Origin of the sequence: Novosphingobium sp. ERW19 (assembly GCF_012641315.1) — a bacterium.
Classification (GTDB): Bacteria; Pseudomonadota; Alphaproteobacteria; order Sphingomonadales; family Sphingomonadaceae; genus Novosphingobium.
This window is the reverse complement of record NZ_JABAIC010000018.1, coordinates 25,736-44,030: the sequence shown is the minus strand read 5'-3', so window position 1 is coordinate 44,030 and position 18,295 is coordinate 25,736. Positions and strand designations below refer to the sequence as shown.

Below are 18,295 nucleotides of genomic sequence, written 5' to 3'. Positions count from 1 at the left end.
TCTGCTGACATAGCAAATCCTTTCAGAGTGGTTGGTAGCAAACCGACTCTGATCTCCTTCAGGCCGCTATCCAACTCTCATCATGGGATCTTTTCCGCCCGCTGCCGAGACATGGGCGCGAATGGTGGTGCTGTCGATGCTGTAGTGACCGCTGTCCGCCATAATCTCGGCCAGCGTCACCGCGACGGTCTCCCAGACCCCGGCTTCGCTCCACCGCCGGAACCGACGATAGATGGTGTTCCAACTGCCGTATTTGGGCGGAACGTCACGCCACGGAGCGCCGCACCGGAGCCGCCAGAGGATGCCGTTGACGATTGAGCGGTTCTGCTCCGGTGGCCGTCCCCTGCCACGGTTCTCAGGCTCTATCGGCAGCAAGTCCCTCAGAACGCGCCATTCTGCCTCGGTCAGATCGCCCCGGCTCAAACCTGCCTCCCAAAAAGCAGCCTTGAATCAATGTCGCCAGCTCGCGTCAATCTGGTTCTTGAATCCAGATCGACGGGCTTCTTTGCCAAGACAGGGCATTGGGCTATCCAATGCCAATGGGCGACGGCGGATATAAAGGCGGGGCGACGGTCGAAGGCCGGTGGGGATGTATAGCCTCCGCCGTATTAGGCGTGCCCGTCTTCATGTTCCTGCTGCTCGTCGATGCGTTGGGCGACTGCGTGCCGGACACCGCGTGCAAGAAGGGCTTTCTGACCCAAGTCTTGCTGCCCTCCGCTGTCATCGCCATCGGGGTCGGCCTTCTCGTCCGCTGGGCAGTCAAAACAGCAAGGCGGAACAACCCTGATTGAGCGCAGCTAAGCTCACGCGAATTTGTCAACGCCGCCTAGATATCCGCTCAACGCCAGAAAACACAAAGGGGTTGTCGTTCATTACCTTTAGGTAGTCGGGGTCGGTCGCTTGATAGAATGCGATATGAGCTTCCGCCATGCCGCGCCCGTTCGCTTGATCTTGCCTGAAGTGCCGCCAGAAGCTTGCAGGCACTCGGTCAACCTGCTGACCTGCAAGCGCTGCGCGTACCCGCTCGACTTTGTTCACGAGGCGAGCCCCTTCAACTCTTCCATCGTGCCCCACATCGCTTCGGCAACGGCCGGTTCGCTTGAGGAATGACCGGCGCCTTTCAGGAGCAAGAGCTTTGAACCGGGCCAAGCCCGGTGCAGCCTGACTGCCGACCACGGCGGACAGACCCAATCACATGTCCCCTGGACGATGTATCCCGGGATGCCATGAACCTTACTGATTTCGCGGATCAGCTGGTCCGGATCGATGAAGAAATCGTTCATAACATAGTGGCAGACGATCTGGGAGTATTGCAGCGAGAATTCGGGAGTCAGCTCAGCTTCGATCTCCTTAAGGTCCGGGCTTACGGTTGCGGCTATCCATTCGAACTTTGCCAATGCGATGGCTGCCCGGACAGCCGCTTCTCGGTCCTCCCCGGACAGGCGAGACCGGATCGTCGAATGAAGGTGCTCCTGCTCTGCCTCGCTCATCCCCTCGACACATTCCAGCCACTCGAGAGGAAACAACTTGCGCATCCCTTGGTTGACCCAATGCATCTCGTCGCGCGTGCCAAGGAAGATACCGCGCAGCACAAGGGCCTTGCACCGTGAAGGGTGGGCCTGGGCATAGGCAAGCCCTAGTGTGGAGCCCCATGAGCCACCTGAAACGATCCATTGCCGGATCCCGAGGTGTTCGCGCAGGCGTTCTATATCTTCGATCAGCAGTGCCGTGTTATTGTGTTCGAGCCCCCCGTAGGGCTTGGACAGACCGGCACCGCGCTGGTCGTGCATGATGAGATTGTAGAAGGAGGGATCGTGGAAGCGCCGCGCAGAAGCATCTATGCCTGCGCCAGGTCCGCCATGCAGGTAGAGTACGGGAAACCCTTCCGGATTGCCGCTTTCCTCGAAGTAGAGGTCATAGCTTTGTCCGAGGTCGATCCGGCCGCTGCTGCGGACTTGCTGTCCATCATAGAAAGTCATGGCTGAATCTGACTCCGCTTTTGCACGCAGCGTCCGGAGAGGAGGACGCATCAAGCAGTAGTAAGCGACTCGATGTAGGCATGCAACAAATGTCGACAAAGAGTATGCATGAATTTCAGCGCTGCTGAATCGCGGCTAGGCTTGCTCTCGAGGTCTGTTTACAGAAGAAGGCCGGCGAGAAGGAAAGCGGTTTGCAGGATTGGGGACGCTTGGCGTTCGAAACCTAATTCGAGCCGTTGCTCGAACGTGATGCTTCTTGCTGTGCCTCGAGGGCCGACAAGGCCAGTTCCTTCATCTCTTCAGGGACGAAAACATTATCGTGGTGGCAAGCGGCAATCATGTTGCATGGGATGCCCGCGTTCCGCCAGCACGGTTGCCACAGCTGCTGTTAGCCCGGCACCGTTCAGGGCGGAATAGACCTCAAGGACGATGCGTGACATCGGCATCGAGACGTCGAAGCCAAGCTCTGCCGCATCGTCCATGGCAAGCACGAACGAGACTCCTTCCTTTTCGCGGAAAACCGCCAGAACCTTCTCCCTGGCGGCAGCGATGACTTCCGGGTGAGTGGTCGAGCAAAAGACTCAGCTTCCGGTGCTTGGGGCAGGCTTCACACCCGCCAACATGGCCCTGCGCTCGCGAACCGGCTTGTTCTGTTTCGTCATCCCGTCATCGCTGCGACTTGAGCGGACACCGCTGAGCTCCTTTCATGTCTGTGACAACAGTTGCGGATTGTCGTCATGTATGCAAAATGTATACAGGAGAGTTGGGCGATCGGGATGCTCACCACTTGGTGAAACAATCCGCAGATAGCGGTTGGAAGGGGTAGTCAGTGATCAAAGTGATATGGTTTCTCAAGCGGGCGGAAGGTTTGTCGCTGTCAGAGTTTCGTCAATGGTGGCTGGGGCATGCTCAAGATGTGCTCAACAGCCAACAGGCTCATCTCTCCGGCTATGTCGTCAACATCCGGGCAGACGATGATGATAGTGCACCGGGCGCGACCAGTGATAGCTGTGAGTGGGATGGCATTGCAGAGCAGTGGTTTGCCGATCGCGCCGCGTTCGATGCAGCCTACAGCAATCCTTCTAGCGCTACCCGTGCCGATACCTTGGCCCATACCAGCCGGTTTTCGCGCATGATCGTCGATGAGACGAGATTTCGCTGATTCCCTTAGCCTTGCAGGCGGGCGGTCTGGAGGAGATGCTCGGGGAGAGTTTGCACGGGACTTGTCAGGAGAACGCACGTGGCGCGTAAGGGAATCGTGGTCGGAGGGGCCGGTGGCATTGGACAGGCGATTGTCGAAGCTGCCATCCAGGCGGGAGATGAGGTGATTGTCCTCGATCGCGGACCTGGCAGCTGCGGGCACTTTGTCGCCTGCGATCAGAGCGATCCGGCAAGCGTCGAGAAGGCCTTCGCCGCAATCGATGAAGCCTTTGCCGGGGCCTCTCCCGACTGGATGGTCGCGACCGCGTCTATCAGTCGCCGTCACGGCGTACTGGATGCCGATCCGGCGACGATCCTCGAACTGCTCAAGGTGAATGTGCTGGGCACTGCCCTCGTCGCTCAGGCCGCCGGGCGCCGGATGCGCGATGCCCGGGGCGGCACCATCGTCGTCATAACATCGATTGCGGCCGCCCAGGCTTGGCAGAATGAGTCATTTTATTGTGTCACGAAGGCGGCGCAGGCAGCGCTCGTGCAGGCACTCGCCGTGGAACTCGGGCCTTATGGCGTCCGTGTGAATGCCGTTGGTCCGGGACCGGTGGACGTAACCTCACGCGATATGGTCTCGACGCGAAATGACGGGCAGATCATGTCTGACATAATCCGCAGGACACCAGGGAGGCGCCTCGCCGCGCCTCATGAGATTGCGGACGTCGCCCTGTTTCTGACCAGGACAACCTGGGTCAATGGCCAGACGCTTTATGTCGATGGCGGCTATTTGGCTTCGGGAATGCTCGAATAGGGCTGCAAGGCTCATGACAGGGAAGGGCTGACACGTGCGTCTTTACAGTCACCGGGACCGCCCGGTCCACCTGGGTCCCTACCCTCTCGAGCATCTGCGCCGGATTGCAGAGCCGGTTTCGGTCCCGAACGGTTCGACAGCGCAACAACCATCGGATAACCGGCTTGCCTCCAGCGCTTCGGCATTGCCAGCGATATGCGAGTATCTGGAGCTGTTCAAAGGGCTCCTCGACGGCCCTGTTGCTCCGCAAGTTGCCCCAGTGCCGTCGGATCGGTCGGCAAGGGCGCACAATCTCAAGGCCTCGGCATACTTTCTCGATGCCTCGCTTGCCGGCGTATGCCGCATCACGCCGAAGGACGGTACTGACCTTCCGCGGCACCATACCCATGCCCTGGTATTCCTGGTCGAGTTCGGTCGCGAACCATGGGCAGGCGATCCCGGCGAGAGCTGGATTGCCGGAACCAACGCAACTCGTACGGATATGCGCGCGGCGGAAATCGCTTCCGTTCTGGCCGGCTATGTCCGGTGGATGGGGTTCGCTGCGCGTGGGCACGTGCATGGGGCGTCGGCGATTTCGCTTGAAGAGCTTGCGGTGCGAGCTGGTCTGGCGCGGGTTGAACAGGAGCGGCTTGTGGCCCCCTTTGTGCGGCGCGGTTTCCGGATCGGCGCGGTGACTTGCGATTACGAGATGGCCGAAGACCTGCCGCTGGCCGTCGACTGCGCACTTGAGCCTGACGATCCATCTGTCGTTCTCGGCAGGAATGGAACCCGACCAAGCTGGTGGTCGAACGATCACGACAAACGACCGCTGCACCTAGGCTACTACCCCATGGAACGGATTCAGCGGGTTAGTGAACCAACCACCCTGGTCCTGCGAGAACGCATTAAGCGTGTTCCGAAGCGCGGCGACTTTTTCTATCGCGCCGCCGCCGGTGACCTCGGAGCCAAGACCAAGGAGGAAATGTCCAGGTTTCCGATGAAGCATCCTTATGCACTGGGTATGGCGCCTCTGATTAGAAGCATGGTGCCGCTACAGGGCACAAGAGAGCCGGTCCTCGAAGAGAAGAACGCTGAAGAGGTGCCCGAGGCGCAGTTCAACGCGGATTCAATAAAGGCGCTAGGGTACTATCTGGGAGCTGATTTCGTTGGTATCTGCGAAGCCGAACCGTGGATGTATTACTCTCATGATGCCGTGAATGGCAGCCCAATCGCCGCTTATCACAAATATGCGGTATGCATGCTGATCGATCAGGGCTTTGAGACTATGGAAGGCGCATCCGGAGATGATTGGATTTCCGCCTCCCAGTCCATGCGCGCTTATATGCGCGGAGCCGAGATTGCCGGTGTCATCGCGGCGCATTGTCGAGCCTTGGGCTACTCCGCAAGAACCCACACGAATGCCGATTCAGAAATCATCCACAACCCGGTAATCGTCATGTCAGGGCTGGGTGAAGTAAGCAGGATTGGCGACACATTGATCAATCCGTTCATTGGCCCGCGTTCGAAGTCTGTGGTTTTGACCACCAATCTCCCGATGACTGTCGACCAGCCGATTGATTTCAATCTGCAGTCATTTTGTGAAAGCTGCCGGAAATGTGCGCGGGAATGTCCTTGTAACGCGATCAGTTTCGGACCGAAGATTCTCTTCAACGGATACGAGGTCTGGAAAGCGGACGTTGAGAAGTGCGCCAAGTACCGCATCACGCAACAGAAGGGCTCCGCTTGCGGTCGGTGTATGAAGACATGCCCTTGGAACCGGGAGGACACGATCACGGCCCGGGAACTGATTTGGCGATCCATCGAGCACCCGGAACTGGCGAGGGCGATTGCCCTTGACGATGACCTTCAAGGCAATGGCTCACGCAATCCGGTGAAGAAGTGGTGGTTCGATCTCGAGGTAGTAGACGGCATTGCCCAGCGCCCACGAGTTGGTACCAACGAGCGAGACCTCAATCTCGGGCGGGAGGACAAGCTGGCAGGATTGCAGAAGCTGGCCATTTTCCCACCGGAGCTACAGCCGGTTGGCGGCACTACGCTGGATCAGGTCGTCCCTGTTGATCGCGAAGCTGGTCAAGCGCTTTATGGAAAGGCACGTGCTGACCTGGCCGCACTTAGCAGCGCTTCCGAGGATTCCACCTGTTTCCAAGGCTGGGAAGGGGACGTGCACGCCTGCGAAGCCAGTTTTTACCCTGAAGGGGCGAAGGGGCATGGTCCTTGAGTCGACGGACCCGGCCGTGACAGCGAGTTGGCCGGAAAGAATTGTCTGGCCCCCGGATTGCTTTGTGCATACATTGTGTCGGCAAGATTCAGGGACTTGACGGAGATGCTTCGCGTTATGCTTTTTCCGAATGACTATGTCGATGCTCGTGAGCGCTTCCGCACGCTCGCCAGCCGCCGCGGTTTTGCGCTCGAAAGTTATGAACATCCCGCAGAGAATGGGCCGCAGGGCGAAACTCTGTCGTGCGATGTGGCGCGATTGGGGCCAAGCGATGCCGAACGGGTTATCCTGATCAGTTCGGGTGCTCACGGGGTCGAGGGCTTTTGCGGTTCGGGATGTCAAGCTGAACTGCTGGCATCAGGTCTGCTCGACGGATTGCCTGGCGATACTGCGGTCGTACTGGTCCACGCGGTGAACCCCTATGGCTTTGCATGGCTCCGCAGGACTAACGAGGACAATATCGACCTCAACCGGAACTTCGTCGATCACTCCGTCGCCCTTGCCAATCCGGGTTATGACGAAATCCACAACTGGCTCGTGCCTCGGGACTGGGATGGCCCGGCACGGACCGAGGCGGACGCCGCAATCGATGCCTATATCGCTGAACGCGGACTCAGGGCCTTTCAGGTCGCGATGACCAGTGGGCAATATACTCACCCCGATGGCCTGTTCTATGGTGGCAAGGCTCCTGCCTGGTCGAACGAGACTTGGCGAAGCCTGCTTCGAAAGCACTGCGCGAATGCCAGTCAAGTTATTGCAATCGACATTCACACCGGGCTTGGTCCGCGCGGCGTTGGCGAGGTCATCTGCGTCACTTCCGAAGCTGAGTATCTCATGGCCAAGGCGATTTTCGGAGAAGACGTCACCTGGACCGGCGGCGGCGAGGCCGTGTCTGCACAAGTTGGCGGCTCGCTGGCTCATGCTGCGCATCACGAGATCGGCTCCGAAAAACTGGTGATGGTTGCGCTTGAGTTCGGCACCTACCCCATACCTGAGACGCTGGAGGCCTTGCGAGCCGAAACTTGGCTCGTTGCGAGGGGAAACCTCAAAGGCGAGCAGGCGGACAGTCTCAAGAAGGCGCTCAAAGATGCCTTCTATATCGATGAACCCGACTGGCAGATGGCAGTGACTGATCGGTTTCTGGGTCTGTTTCGCAGAATGAAGGAATGCCGCCCGTGACTGACACCCCCTTTAGTAAGTTGCGCCCGGTCAGCATGCCTCGCGATGCCCGACCGATCATGAAATTCACGGGTGAACTCGCCAATGCGATCGAGCAGCATCTAAGCGCCGCTTCGGACGGCCGATGGGACGTTCCTGTCGATGTGAAACTTGATCCGCGCAATCCGGAGTCCCTGGCGCACTGGCTTTACAAGTCAATCAATCCGGTCGCGAAGGGGGGGGGCAGGGCTGGTGTCGACATCGAGGCATTGCTGAAGCCATTCAGGAAGACCCGCTTCGACCTGCTTCCGGCGGATTTTGCAGTCGAAGCCGAAATTTCCATGAGTGCCTCAGGTGACCTGATGTGCACCCCAGGTCTCGACGGTGCGAAGGACCGCCTGTTCCAGTCTGTGGATGATCTGATCTTCGGGGCGGACATTTCCTATGCCAACCTTGAATCGACCCTGACCACGGAGGAGGTCGAGCCCACCGAATTTACGGCGGAGAGCACGCCCAAGATCAATCTCACATCCATGCAGTACGAGACGGTTGTTTCCCACAAGGGCCGCCGGTTCGACGTTGTGCATCTCGCCAACAATCACATCCTGGATTGTGGCGAGGAAGGTATCCTGACCACCCTGACCAGGCTGGATCAGGATGGGATCTCGCAGGTAGGCGTCAATCGGACCAAGGAGGATGCCGAAAGGCCACGGGTTATCGAGATCAAAGGTGTGAGGATCGGCTGGGTGGCCCACACCTTCAGCGTTAACTTCAAGCCGTTCCCACAGGACAAACCGTGGATCGTCAACATGACTCCGTTCCACCTGGAGCCCGATCCAGACATCAGCCCGATCGAACTGCAGATCCAGGCCTGTCGTGATGCTGGTTGCGATCTTGTAGTCGTTGCCCTTCACTGGGGACTGGAGTTTGAGCTTCACCCCCACCCCCAGCAGGTTGAATGGGCCCATCGCTTTGCCGAGGCTGGGGCCGATCTTGTTATCGGACATCATCCGCACGTGCCTCAGCCAGCGGAGATCTACCGACCCGCAGTCTACCCGGATCGCGCCGTCCCCATCCTGTACAGCCTGGGCAATCTGTCGACCCTGTTGTCACATCCGGCAATGGCATTGAGCCTCGTTGCGCGCATCGGCATTGCTAAAGGCAACTACCGTGGCGAACCGGTCACACGAATTGCAAGTCTTGAGCTAGTGCCCGTGGGCCTGGTCGCAGAGGATGACGGTGGCAGGGAGATCACTAGGCTTGTTCCATTGACGCAGTTGGACAGCGGCGTCAGCGATGGGCCGATGCGGGGCTATGTTGACGAAATGGCTTACTATGCCGGGGTTGTTGTCGGCGGCGACTGGAGAGTCGATGGCCCAGTCTGACCAATCCAGACCCTGTCAACTGGAACGGGCGAATGAGGCTGGCCTGCAAAATGCAAGGCGAACGAGCCCGCAGCCCTCTCGGCGCAACTTTCTCTTGTCGTTCGCGGCAATCGCAGGCGGAGCTTCGATGATGACAGCAGCTTCTGACGCCCAGGCGGACGATCGAAGCGGTACAGGTCGACAGGCAGATGCAAGGGTGCCGACTCTCCTGGCTTTCGGCGACTCCAATACCTGGGGTTACATGCCGCAAATCCATCCTGGGCCTACACGGTATTCCCGCTATGGTCCCTCAATCCGTTGGCCCATGGTTCTCGAGCGGTCCGGCCGGGGTCGCTTTCGCGTTGTCGAACACGGGATCTGCGGCCTTGTCGGTGGTCTGGCGAGTGGCGAGGCCAGATTTGAAGACGGAACCTCGCGGGCGGCAATTGATCATGTCCGCGGCGTGATCCTGGCCAACTGGCCTGTCGACGAACTGGTAGTGATGCTCGGCACCAACGATCTGGCATATCCTTCACTGTCGCAACCCGAGATCATTGCGCCGAAAATTGCAGCGACTGTGCTCGCGGCGCTCGACACCCACAGGTGGCTTGGTGGTAAATCGCCGGGCATCACCCTTGTAAGCCCGATTCCCTTGGGGCGCCGAGTGATCGAACTTGGTATTGAAGAAAATGCATTGGCGCGCTCACGCCTACTTGCGCCCTTGCTTGCTGACCAGGCGCGCCTCCATGGTTGGCGTTTCCTCGACGCAGCCGCCGTCGGCGAATTGGATACAGTGGATGGCATCCACTGGGATGGCACGCATCACTGCCGCTTCGCCGGCATGCTTGCCCCCATCTTTGGGCAACTGGGCATGCCCCGGTGAATGCAGCTCAATATGATAACAGTCCACCATCCACTGGCAGGATCGTGCCCGTCACATAGCTGGAGAGCTTCGAGCAAAGAAACACGACCGGCCCGACCAGTTCGTCCGGGTGCCCGATCCGCTGCAACGGCGCGCGCGCAAGAAAGCGGGCCAAGCGTTCGGGATCGCCTCGCGTTCCCTCGGTCATGGCAGTCTCGAAAAAGCCGGGAGCGACCGCATTCACGCGAATACCGTCTCCCGCGAGGTCAGCAGCCAGCGATCTGGTGAACTGCGCCAAGGCGGCCTTGGAAGTTGCGTAGGCGCTGGTGCCCGCCTGGTAGGAAATGAACGACTGGATGGAGGCGACATTGACAATGTTTCCGCGACTTGTTCGCAAATCAGGCAGGAGAGCCGTGATCGCCCGCAAGGTCCCGGTCAGATTGACGTCCATGACCTTGGACCACGATGCTTCGAAGCCTTCATCACCGATCCTGCCGCCTGCCTCGACACCAGCGTTGTTGACGAGGATGGTCGTCGCGCCAAAGGACCGGCGAATTCGATCGGCGGCTTCCTCTCCCTCGGACGGGTCGACAATGTTCCAGCCAATCGCGATTGCCCGTTCGCCCGCTGGATCTATTTCGTGCGCTATCTGCTCGGCCGCGTCGCGGTCGATATCGGCGACACAGACCCGTGCCCCCGCAAGTGCCATGCCCCTGGCAATGGCAGCACCATTACCGCGGCCTGCTCCGGTTATGACTGCGACCTCTCCTTTGAGCAAATTGGCCAGTGAACTGCCTGGAGACTGAGGGTGCCTTGCCGATGACATGATGGGGTTCTCCTGCTTTCTCCGAAGGACCGGAGGCGAAACACGATTGAAAGGAAGTTAGCTTGACCGTTCCGATTATGACTACCCAAATCCGGCGATGGCCGCTCAAACGTCCGTTCGCGATATCCCGTCACGTGTTTACGGACAATCTTGTCCTTGAGGTCACGATCGAGTCCGACGGCGTTAGGGGGCGCGGGGAATGTGAGCCTCACGAGTTTGACGAAGAGGTGACCCGATCCGCAGCAGCGTCGGTGCTGTCGCTCGACCAGGCCGCCTGGTCCCATCTCGATCCGATTGCCTTGAACGCCCGCCTGCCCCGCTCGCCTTGGCGCAATGCCATCGACTGCGCTCTTTGGGATCTCAAGGCGAAGCGAGAAGGGCGCCGAATCTGGGATGTTCTCGAACTCGACATCATGGCCGATGACACCTTTGCCGTCTTTGAAACTATCGCACTGGATACGCCCGAGCGTATGGCCAGTTTTGCGCGCCAAGCGGAAAACGCGCCGGGATTGAAGCTTAAGCTCGGGAGTGCGGATGGCCTGGATTGCGAACGACTTGAAGCCGTCAGATCCGCGGCCCCCCAACACGAGCTGACCATCGACGCGAACGAAGGCTGGTCCATCTGGCAGTTGTCGGAAATCCTCCCTGTGGCTCGCAGGCTTGATGTAACCTGCATCGAACAGCCGGTCCCTGCAGCCTTGGAAGAAGGCCTCTCGACTCTCCCGAGGCTCGTTCCGCTTTGCGCCGATGAGACATGCCTTGACCGTTCTTCGCTCCCGCGACTTGCCGGACTGTACGATATGATCAACATCAAGCTCGACAAGACCGGCGGTCTTACCGAAGCCTTGGCGCTTCAACGTGACGCGGCCGCATTGGGCTTCAAGACCATGATCGGCTGCAACGGTGGTTCGTCGCTTGCTCTGGCCCCAGCGACACTCCTTGCACCCGGCGCCGCGCTGGTGGATCTGGGCAGTCACTGGCTTGCAGCAGACCATCAGTCCGGATTTGAAACAAGCGACTACCGGATTGGACTTCCCAAGGCGGAGCTTTGGGGCTGAGCGGCGAGGCTCCTCCCTGACAGGTATCGACATTTGCGGATTCTGCCGCTCGTCGGGTCAGAAGCGGTCGAGATCATTTGCTACAACGACGCGACCAGTGAAGGTGCGCCGCACGCCTCTCGCATAGACTTCTGGATCGGTTTCGTCGTCCCAGCCAGGTACGAGATGATTGAGAACAACCATTCCAACCTTGGCTGAAGAAGCCATCTTGCCCACATCTTCAGGCGTGAGGTGATCCTGGCGCAGGTGGGCAATCAGTGCGTCCACCTGCGCTGGGTCAGAGCCATCACGCGAGCGCCACTGCTGCTCTATCCTCGGCAGGTCAATGACTTCCGCGACAAGCATATCTGCGCCCTTGGCCAGTGCCTCGACGCGGGGCGACGGCCCGGTGTCGCCCGTGAAGACGATTGACCGGTCGGCGGTGTCGAACCGAAATGCGTAGGAGCGGGCATTGCGCGCGGCGGCGCTTCCCTCTTGATAGTGGTAGTGGTTGTTGAGAACCGCCGTGACTGTCACCTTGTCATCCCGATAGATGACTTTGGGTTCGAGCAGATCCCTCGGAAGATCTTGCGCGCTTACCGTAAGCGCAATGGGTCCCGGCTCTGTGCCGCCGATTGTGATCGGGGCAAGTTCTGTTGGTCGGAAGGCTGCAGCAAGATGCTGAACGAACCCGACAGTCATCGGAGGCCCGATGACCGGAAGGGGGTGGCCTGGTTCACCAAGAAGGTCGTTGGCTAACCATCGAAATGTCAGCAGCGCCCCAAGATCCGCGTTGTGGTCGAAATGATGGTGGGTGATAAACACACCCTTGACCTGCCCGACATCCAAACCGGCAGATGCAAGTCGATTCATCAGGCCGTCGCCTGTGTCGACAAGATAGACATCTTTGCCGATAACAACGGCGTTCGATGACATTGCTCTCTTGTCGCGATAGGCCGGTCCGCCTCCTGTGCCGAGGGTAATAACTTGTGTGACAGGCTGTTTCTTGCCGCTGCCTTCATCCTTTGCGTGGACGGTTGCCGAAACCGGCAGCATGGTAGCGGCAGCAATTATTAGCAGGGCTCTGGTCGATATCATTTCGCAACCTCCGGACTCGTAGGAAGTCTGAGAAGCGAGGGATGCTCCAGATCATGCAGAACCTGGATGTTGGCTATCCGCTCCTCGCCTGGCTGTTGCTCCGGTACCGGCGTGGCGGAGTTCAGGTTCTTCTGCATGAAGGAACAGGCCGTCGCTCGCACGACAAGGCGCAGGCGAGAGTTGCGGGCAATGCGTCGGGCGACAAAGCGGAAGCGCGGGAACTTGAGCAGTACCGGCTCGTTCGCTGGCATTGTTCGGTCGCCGCCGTCGCGATGCCGAAGTCGTAGTTGGCTCGAAGAAAGGAAGATGACCGATCCGTCTTCAAGCACCTCGTAGATTAGGACTGCGAGATCGGCGTCTGGTGCATCGCAGGTGACCCAAAGGTCCAGTTCCGGTTCGCCCACCACTTGGGCAGGCTCGTCCAGCGGCGGTGTGTGATAGATTACGCCCTGGCCATAGGTATTGTGGCAAAAGACCGCATTGGTCGGATCTTCACCCCCTAGAATGAAGAAGAGACTATTGTAGGAACGCGGGAATACGGCACCGCCCCCGGACGAAAGCTCGGGTGAGTTGCTAAGACTGGTTTCCGTTTCTAGCGGACGAAGGTCCGTCGGATCACTCACGAAGCTATCGGGTGGACTATCGCCAGCTTCGGCGGTCAGCCATCCGGAATGGAAGATGTCATCGGCTTTGCCGTTGGAGGCAAGGTATAGCGGCTTGCTCTTCGAGCACAGGTCTTCAAGGGTATCGGCGCTCCGCCATTCCTCATTCCCGGTCAGGTAATACTTGATCCGAGCGTCTAGGAAGGCTGGCTTTTCTCCGTGACCGAATATCCATCGGTACCAGTCGAACTTCAGTTTCGGAACGTCTAGCAAGGCAGCAGGTCCGAACTTCAACCCGTATACCTGGTCGCAACCGTCCATGCCCCGGTGATCCCATGGTCCGATCACCAGATAGTTGTTGTTCCTTGCTGTGTCGCTGCCATGCCGTTCCAGGCGTCTGTGATGCTCTAGCGTGCCGATCAGGCAAGTGTCGTAAAGACCTGTCAACGAAAGTACCGGGATCTCGAGTTCTGCGAGCGCCTGTTGCGATGGGCGTCGCGCCTGCCAAACGCTCCCCCAAGTCGTGCTGTGTAGGTCGTCTTCCCATCCTTTCGCGTGGAAGCCCAGCTCATCTTGTACTCCAAGATAGGAGTGGTTGCGCGCGTAGAGATCGCCTTGGATGCGGTTGAAGAGCAAGGTATCGGCAGCAAGGTTCCAGGAAATCGAATGCCCCTTAAGCGTGACTCTCCAGCGGTAGATATAGGGTGAACCAATGCCGCCACGCGGAATGTCATACCCTGGCATGAAGGCGGCTGATGGCACGATTGTTTTAAGGGAAGGGGGCAGGGTCCCCGCGATGATCCACTGGTTCCAGCCCGTGTATGAACCACCGGTCAGGCCGACCTGCCCATCGCTCCACGGCTGTGCAGCAATCCATTCTACGGTGTCGTATCCATCTGGGGCGTCGTTGATCCATTGCTGGAATTCGGACCCTGATCCGCCTCGGCCTCGACAGTCGACCGCCAGGAACGCCATGCCTTCACGGGTGAAGGAAATCGCCTCGCGGTGCAGATTGTCGGCCAAGTAGGGAGTCATTTCCATCACCGCCGGCAACGGGCCTGGCCGGTTGAGCGGCAGATACAGAATTGCACCAAGCTCCACTCCATCGCGCATCGGAATGCGGACAAAGCGTGCGGAGTAGTCGGCGCAACCCCGGCTGTCCGGTGCATTGTCGCTAAGAATGGTCATGACTTCTCACTCACTTCATTCGAATGGTTGCAGCCCAAACATACAACGTGTATTGTTTGTGTCGACAAAAATCCACGCAGCTCGCGCATAGCCTTTGGCAGGGAGGAAATTGCAATGATAAATCGCGTCAGGAAAGGCATCTGGCTTGCTGCCGCCCTAGTCGCGGTAAGTGGCTGTGCCGGGCGTGCCGAGGTGCGCGCAGGTCCTCCCGGTGCAGGGTGCACGGATCCGGTATACCGGCAACTTGATTTCAAGATCGGCGAGTTCAAGGTAACCGGCATTGGTGGCGCGCCGGCCGGCGAAAGCAAGGTTGAAGCAGTCCTGGGCGGCTGCATGCTTTTGGAGCAATGGCGGGGGGCGATTAGTGGTTACGGGCGTGCTCACATGTTCTACGACAAGTCCGACCGCCTCTGGAGATTGATTTTCGTCACTGACGATGGCGAAACGATGTACCTATCGGGGCAGTTTGAGGGCTCTGCCTTGGTCCTGACTGGCGAGAACGACATCGACTCATTTGTCGGGCTTCATCGCATGAGCTTTTCCCCACTGGCTGATGGGGGAAATCGTCAGCTCTGGGAGCTCTCGATCGACAAGGGCGCCACTTGGAAAGTCATACACGACGGGACCTACCGGCGAGTAGTTGGTCGTTGAGATGGCAAGTCCTGTTGAGACCCTGCGAGATGGTGGTGACTACGACTACATCATAGTCGGGGCGGGTTCGGCAGGTTGCGTGATCGCTTCGCGCTTGAGCGAAGACCCCAAAGTCTCGGTCTTGTTGATCGAATCTGGCGGTTCCGAACGCAACTGGAAGTTTCGCATTCCGGGTGGTCAGTCGTTCGTCAAGGATTGGGAGCCCTATGCCTGGCTTTACCAGACCAAGAGCGATCCCAGCCGTTTCGATCGGGCCGAGACTTGGCGACGGGGGCGCATTCTTGGCGGCAGCAGCACGATCAATGGCGTAATTTATGCGATAGGTCTGCCGCGAGATTATGACCTCTGGGCCGAAATGGGCGCTTCGGGTTGGTCGTGGAGACATGTCGAGCCGTTCTTTCGGCGAGCAGAGTATTGCCCCGGGCTGGCCGGCAGAGGGAAGTTTGGTCCTGTCCATGTCGAGGTTCTTCGTTCACCTCATGCGAGAACCGATGATTTGATCGAATCAGCTGCCGCAGTCGGAATCCCGAAAGTGGCAGACATCAACCTGGCGAAGGGGGCGGCCATTGGTGTTGCGCAGACCAACCAGCTTCGCGGACTTCGTCAGGATAGCGCTACTGCCTATCTACGTCCGGCATGGCGGCGCCCTAACCTTAGGGTGCTTACCCATGCTCGGGTCGAACGGATTGTGTTCGATCAAGGGCAAGCAACAGGTCTTCAGGTCTCAGCAAATGATAAGCTATTCGAGGTCAGGGCGCGTCGCGAGATTGTATTGAGCGCGGGAGCCTTCGGTTCTCCGCACCTACTGATGGTCTCGGGCATAGGGCCGGCACAGCAGCTTCGGACGCACGGCATCTCTGTTGTGGCTGACAGCCAGTCGGTCGGGGGCAATCTTCATGACCATCCTGAACTTTACATCGAGTACGAGGTCCGGGACCGGACATACAGCTCTGCCATGCAATGGCACCAACTCGCGCTGTCAGGTCTGCAATTCGCCCTGGCCAGGCGAGGCCAGGCAATTTCCTGTGCCAGTCATATCCTGGCCTATGCGCAAAGCAGGCCCGAGGAAGTGTCACCGGATTTGTTGCTGTTCTCCGGGCCTTGGGGTTATCTTGAAGACAACTTCACATTCACTTCCGGAGTGAACACTTATTCCCTCTCTCCGTCACTGTGCCACCCGAAGTCACGTGGGCGGATCGAGCTAAAGTCTGCCGACCCCCGCGAAGCGCCGATGATCGTGCCTAACCTGTTAGGCGACCGTGACGACGTTTTGCGTTTGATGCGAGGAGTACGACTGGTCGACCGGATCGCCCGCGCAAAGCCCTTCTCAGATCGGGTCATCAGACGGCTTTCTCCCGGCATTGATCTCTCCAACGACGAGGCACTCGAAGCTTATGTCCGCGAGAACGCGGGGATCTGCTACCATGCTTGCGGCACCTGCCGGATGGGCGACGATCCGGCCTCGGTAGTCGATTCCCGTTTGCGCGTAAGGGGTGTTGGCCGTCTGACTGTTGCCGATGCCTCAGTCATTCCCCTTGTAACTTCCGGGAACCTTCACGCCCCGACCGTCATGATTGGAGAGCGTGCAGCCGACCTGCTCCGCGCACCCGGAAGACACATATCAGCGGCCTAACGGAGATTAATTTATGACATCCTCGGAAATCGCGCCAGTGAACTGGTCAGCAAAGGCTCACGACCTCAGCGTTGAAGTGCGGCCGTGGATCGGTGGCCGTCGAATTGAGGCGAGTGTCACCGAACGGTTCGCATCGCTCAATCCAGCTAACGGTGCGCGGCTGGCCGACCTGCCGGCGTGCGGCGCAGCCGAGATCGATGCTGCAGTTTGTGCCGCGCGAACTGCATTCGAACAGGGCAGCTGGGCCACTCTGTCTCCCAGGTCGCGGGCCAGGGTCCTTATGAACTTTGCAGATGTTATCGAGCGCAATGCGGACGAACTGGCGCTGCTTGATTCGCTTGAAATGGGCATGCCCATCGGCATGGCCGCGCCCGATATGCAGGCCGCTGCCGATGCGGTGCGCGTCGCTGCCGAATCGGCCGACAAGCTGATCGATCAGGTCATACCGAACGATCCGTCGACACTTCTGCTCAATGTGCGGGAGCCCGTTGGCGTAGTCGCCGCCATCACGCCTTGGAACTTCCCGGCCTTCATTGGAATCACCAAGATCGCGCCCGCGCTTGCCGTCGGAAACTCCGTTGTACTCAAGCCGTCCGAGATTGCTTCGCTGAGCTGCCTGCGCCTCGGTGAACTGGCCGCTGAGGCGGGTATTCCTGATGGGGTGTTAAACATCGTGCCTGGCCTGGGATCAGGCGCAGGTGCCGCACTTGCCTCACACATGGATGTCGACCTGCTCACGTTCACGGGCTCCACGGCCACTGGTCGGCGACTTGTCGAACTGTCCGGTCAGTCGAATATGAAACGCCTGATCCTAGAATGCGGCGGCAAGTCCCCTCAGATCGTGTTCGCTGACATGGAAGATCTCGACGCTGTTGCTGAAGCCGTCGTCGGCAGCATCACTTTCAATTCGGGTCAGGTCTGCGTGGCCGGATCGCGACTCATTGTGGAGCGTTCAATTCATGATGCGCTGGTCGAGCGTGTTGTGACACTTGCAAAGCAGATTGAAGCCGGCAACCCTCTCGACGAGAACACCAGCTTTGGACCACTCGCCAGCCGGGAGCAGCACGATAGAGTGCGGCGCTATTTCAAAGCCGGCCAGGACCAAGGCGCTGTTGCAGCGTTGCCCGGCGGGCCCATTGAAGAAACTGAAGCTTGTTACTGGTTGCCGACGGTATTTACCGATGTCCGCAGTGACATGCGCATCGCCCAAGAAGAAATCTTCGGCCCGATTTTGTCAGTCTTTGCCTTCGACGACGAAGTCGAAGCCACCAGGCTTGCGAACAGCACGATCTATGGCCTTGCCGCAAGTGTCTGGACGCGTGACCTGGGGCGTGCGCTCCGCTTTGCGAAGAGTGTTCGGGCCGGATCGGTGACCATTGCGGGCAGGCCTGGAGCGACAGCCGTAGATGCTACGGCAGGCGCTTTCGAGCCACATGGGCAATCCGGTCTGGGCATTGAAGGTGGGCTGGATGGAATGCGCGCGATGACACGGCTGAAGTCTGTCTCCTTTGCGGGTTGAGAGGCTTTGCATTCCGGGCAGAGGGACTGGCTTGCCATCATCGCCCTTCTGGCCGGCAAAGTTGCCCTGGGGCTCCGCTAATCGGGTTCTCGCTGGTAAGCCATCTGATGGGCCAAGGACTGCACACCTATGCCATGCGCCACCTTTTGTCGTTGGTTACTGGCCTCGCGGTACGTACCCGACTGGCCACCGCAGTGAGC

General features: G+C 59.0%; 17 protein-coding genes. 11 read left to right on the top strand and 6 right to left on the bottom strand.

What is annotated here, in order from left to right; all coding sequences use genetic code 11:
• Positions 1 to 66: 66 nt before the first annotated feature.
• Positions 67 to 423 carry an IS5 family transposase gene (locus tag HGI46_RS20955; protein WP_206065879.1) on the bottom strand — a complete coding sequence of 119 codons (357 nt, stop codon included), beginning with the start codon at positions 421 to 423 and terminating at the stop codon, positions 67 to 69.
• A 116-nt stretch (positions 424 to 539) separates the two neighbouring features.
• On the opposite strand from HGI46_RS20955, the gene HGI46_RS20950 reads away from it, so the two are divergent.
• Positions 540 to 791, top strand: coding sequence for a hypothetical protein (locus tag HGI46_RS20950; protein ID WP_206065878.1), 252 nt, complete (start codon positions 540 to 542; stop codon positions 789 to 791).
• Between the two features lie 243 nt (positions 792 to 1,034).
• Here HGI46_RS20950 and pip read toward each other — a convergent pair whose 3' ends face one another.
• Positions 1,035 to 1,979 (bottom strand): prolyl aminopeptidase, encoded by a 945-nt coding sequence (gene pip / locus HGI46_RS20945; protein ID WP_168905725.1) that lies wholly within the window; start codon positions 1,977 to 1,979, stop codon positions 1,035 to 1,037.
• A gap of 314 nt (positions 1,980 to 2,293) precedes the next feature.
• Positions 2,294 to 2,470: a hypothetical protein gene (locus HGI46_RS22300; RefSeq protein WP_240946930.1), complete on the bottom strand. Its 177-nt coding sequence runs from the start codon at positions 2,468 to 2,470 to the stop codon at positions 2,294 to 2,296.
• Positions 2,471 to 2,808: 338 nt separating this feature from the next.
• Here HGI46_RS22300 and HGI46_RS20935 point away from each other — a divergent pair, with 338 nt between their 5' ends.
• From HGI46_RS20935 to HGI46_RS20910, 6 genes are all read left to right on the top strand, one after another.
• A complete protein-coding gene (locus HGI46_RS20935) occupies positions 2,809 to 3,141 on the top strand; it encodes an EthD domain-containing protein (protein ID WP_121050214.1) in 333 nt (110 codons plus the stop codon).
• Between the two features lie 78 nt (positions 3,142 to 3,219).
• Positions 3,220 to 3,939: an SDR family oxidoreductase gene (locus tag HGI46_RS20930; RefSeq protein ID WP_168905724.1), complete on the top strand. Its 720-nt coding sequence runs from the start codon at positions 3,220 to 3,222 to the stop codon at positions 3,937 to 3,939.
• A 34-nt stretch (positions 3,940 to 3,973) separates the two neighbouring features.
• The gene (locus HGI46_RS22500) at positions 3,974 to 6,157 is read left to right on the top strand and encodes a reductive dehalogenase domain-containing protein (RefSeq protein ID WP_168905723.1); all 2,184 of its coding nucleotides are present in this window, start codon (positions 3,974 to 3,976) and stop codon (positions 6,155 to 6,157) included.
• A 117-nt stretch (positions 6,158 to 6,274) separates the two neighbouring features.
• Positions 6,275 to 7,336: a M14 family metallopeptidase gene (locus tag HGI46_RS20920; RefSeq protein ID WP_168905722.1), complete on the top strand. Its 1,062-nt coding sequence runs from the start codon at positions 6,275 to 6,277 to the stop codon at positions 7,334 to 7,336.
• On the top strand, positions 7,333 to 8,700 hold the full coding sequence (locus tag HGI46_RS20915) for a CapA family protein (protein WP_168905721.1): 1,368 nt from the start codon (positions 7,333 to 7,335) through the stop codon (positions 8,698 to 8,700). The genes HGI46_RS20920 and HGI46_RS20915 overlap by 4 nt, the downstream gene beginning before the upstream one ends.
• Complete coding sequence (locus HGI46_RS20910) at positions 8,612 to 9,562, top strand: GDSL-type esterase/lipase family protein (RefSeq protein WP_346766791.1); 951 nt, start codon at positions 8,612 to 8,614, stop codon at positions 9,560 to 9,562. The genes HGI46_RS20915 and HGI46_RS20910 overlap by 89 nt, the downstream gene beginning before the upstream one ends.
• 7 nt (positions 9,563 to 9,569) lie before the next feature.
• On the opposite strand, the gene HGI46_RS20905 is transcribed toward HGI46_RS20910, so the two are convergent.
• Positions 9,570 to 10,367 (bottom strand): SDR family NAD(P)-dependent oxidoreductase, encoded by a 798-nt coding sequence (locus HGI46_RS20905; protein WP_168905719.1) that lies wholly within the window; start codon positions 10,365 to 10,367, stop codon positions 9,570 to 9,572.
• A gap of 77 nt (positions 10,368 to 10,444) precedes the next feature.
• Here HGI46_RS20905 and HGI46_RS20900 point away from each other — a divergent pair, with 77 nt between their 5' ends.
• Positions 10,445 to 11,425 (top strand): dipeptide epimerase, encoded by a 981-nt coding sequence (locus tag HGI46_RS20900; protein ID WP_168905727.1) that lies wholly within the window; start codon positions 10,445 to 10,447, stop codon positions 11,423 to 11,425.
• A gap of 57 nt (positions 11,426 to 11,482) precedes the next feature.
• Here the strand turns inward: HGI46_RS20900 and HGI46_RS20895 are convergent, their stop codons facing one another.
• Positions 11,483 to 12,460, bottom strand: coding sequence for an MBL fold metallo-hydrolase (locus HGI46_RS20895; protein WP_162896119.1), 978 nt, complete (start codon positions 12,458 to 12,460; stop codon positions 11,483 to 11,485).
• Between the two features lie 38 nt (positions 12,461 to 12,498).
• Positions 12,499 to 14,292 carry a CocE/NonD family hydrolase gene (locus HGI46_RS20890; RefSeq protein WP_168905718.1) on the bottom strand — a complete coding sequence of 598 codons (1,794 nt, stop codon included), beginning with the start codon at positions 14,290 to 14,292 and terminating at the stop codon, positions 12,499 to 12,501.
• Positions 14,293 to 14,406: 114 nt separating this feature from the next.
• On the opposite strand from HGI46_RS20890, the gene HGI46_RS20885 reads away from it, so the two are divergent.
• From HGI46_RS20885 to HGI46_RS20875, 3 genes are read left to right on the top strand one after another with little or no spacing between them, the layout of a single operon-like run.
• Entirely contained in the window at positions 14,407 to 14,943 is a 537-nt protein-coding gene (locus HGI46_RS20885; protein WP_168905717.1) for a hypothetical protein, read from the top strand.
• A complete protein-coding gene (locus tag HGI46_RS20880; RefSeq protein ID WP_168905716.1) occupies positions 14,933 to 16,576 on the top strand; it encodes a GMC family oxidoreductase N-terminal domain-containing protein in 1,644 nt (547 codons plus the stop codon). The genes HGI46_RS20885 and HGI46_RS20880 overlap by 11 nt, the downstream gene beginning before the upstream one ends.
• Positions 16,577 to 16,589: 13 nt before the next feature.
• Entirely contained in the window at positions 16,590 to 18,095 is a 1,506-nt protein-coding gene (locus HGI46_RS20875) for an aldehyde dehydrogenase family protein (RefSeq protein ID WP_118074383.1), read from the top strand.
• Positions 18,096 to 18,295: the final 200 nt, after the last annotated feature.